Source organism: Pontibacter sp. YIM B11418 (assembly GCF_059278805.1).
Map to the genome: position 1 here is coordinate 1 of NZ_JCAEMH010000015.1, position 1,670 is coordinate 1,670.

At 60.7% G+C, this 1,670-nt stretch carries 2 protein-coding genes; both read right to left on the reverse strand.

From position 1 onward, the window contains the following. Positions 1-39: 39 nt before the first annotated feature. The gene (locus AC4QZR_RS19820) at positions 40-549 is read right to left on the reverse strand and encodes a transposase (RefSeq protein WP_494482464.1); all 510 of its coding nucleotides are present in this window, start codon (positions 547-549) and stop codon (positions 40-42) included. A 3-nt stretch (positions 550-552) separates the two neighbouring features. Beyond that, on the reverse strand, positions 553-1,670 hold a 1,118-nt coding region (locus AC4QZR_RS19825), incomplete at its 5' end, for a transposase (protein WP_494482463.1).

The following is a 1,670-nucleotide window of genomic DNA, read 5'->3' on the forward strand; positions in this document are numbered from 1 at the left end:
AATAAAAGCTGCTAACAAGGGTAGCTGTTGCACAACTCCTCAGTAACTTCTGATCTCTATAGCTTTTCTGATTCCACTTCTCTTTTTGCTCCCCAAAACCATCTTGATAAATACTACCTGCTCCGGTCTGGGCAAGGCCATGACGGCTACCTGGCTTCCTTTTGGGGTGTAGCGCAGCAGTTTCTGCAGGTTGTAGGCTGCGGCCGCCACCAGCATGTTCTTGTGGGCCAGCTCCAGTCCCCGGGTGTTGACCCGGCGCATGGCCAGGAAGTCGAGCAGCGTGCCCAGCACCGGCTCGACAGTGGCCTGCCGGAGCCGTTTCATGTGCCGGCCCCAGCGGCTCTGGACGCGGGTGATGGCCCGCTCGTACTCCTCGCGGAAGGAGGTGATGCTGACTTTCTTCTCGTGCTGCTTTCCAATGCAGCTCTCCTTGCGCGGGCAGCCCTTGCAGTCTTTTCTTGTGGTCAGGTAGAGCCTGGAGCGGACGTTGTTGCGTTTGGCGTTGACGATTTCCTTGCGGAAGGTGGCCCGCTTGCCCTGAGGGCACAGCCATTAGTCGTCTTCTTTGTGATAGGTGAAGCCCTCGGGCCCTCCGGCGTAGGTGCCGTGGGGCGGGATGAAGGCCCTAATGCCCTCCTGCTCCAGCATCGCGTAGTTCTCCCCCGAGCAGTAGCCCGTGTCGGCCAGCAGGGCCGTGCAGCCAAAGCCCAGCTGGTGCAGCCTCTTGTTGAGGTGCTGGACAATGCCGGGCAGGCAGATGCTGTCTTTCTTGTCGGCGTGATCCGCTTGCGCGTGCGTGATCACGTGGCGGTGCGTGTCGACGGAAAGCTGCAGCAGGTAGCAGAGCTTGCGGGCCTTGCCCGGTTTGACAGCTATTCTGGCGTCCGGATCCACCGGAGAGTAGTGCGTCTTGTTGGAGGTGTACTTGGCGCCCTTGTTGTGGGCGCCGGGGTAGAGGTCCTGCCCGGCCTGCCACTTGCGGTTGCGGGCTCGTATCTCAAGTAGCTCCTCTCGGCTGGCCGTGACGGTTCGCTGTCTTGGCGGAGCCTTGTCTAGCCGGGCAGGACGGTCAGCGCTGCTGAAAACCCGGACCTGCCGGAGGCGGGCCTCCAGCTGCTCCTGGGGCACCTTCAGCTCCAGCGAGCCCATGGAGGCGTTGGCTTTGACCAAAGCCGAATCGATGACCTGGGTATGGCCTGCCACCATACCGGCGTCTGCGCACAGCGAAAGCACGCGGGTGAAGACTTCCTCGAAGAGGCTGTTTGGCAAGAGCTGGCGGGTGCGCGAGAGGGTCGAGTGCCAGGGCAGCGGCTCGTCGAGTTGGTAGTCCAGGAAGTAGAGCAGGTCCAGCCGCAGGCTGCAGTGCTCGATCAGCTTGCGGTCAGAGGCGATGTTCTCCAGGTGGGCCACCAGGCAGAGCTTGAAGAAGACCACCGGGTCGATCGAGTGCTGGCCGCACCTGCCGTAGTAGGGCGCTGTCAGCTCGTAGAGAAACTCAAGGTCGAGCCTGTCCTTGAGCCGCCGGTAAAAGTTGTGCTCCGGCACGTGCGCCGAGAGCGAGAAGCGCAGCTCCCGCTCGTCCTCGAAAGTTTTCCTGCCCTGCATCCCATCAAAGATTTGGTAATATATCCTTTTACGACTATCTTCAATAGGTTGTGCAACAAGCACAA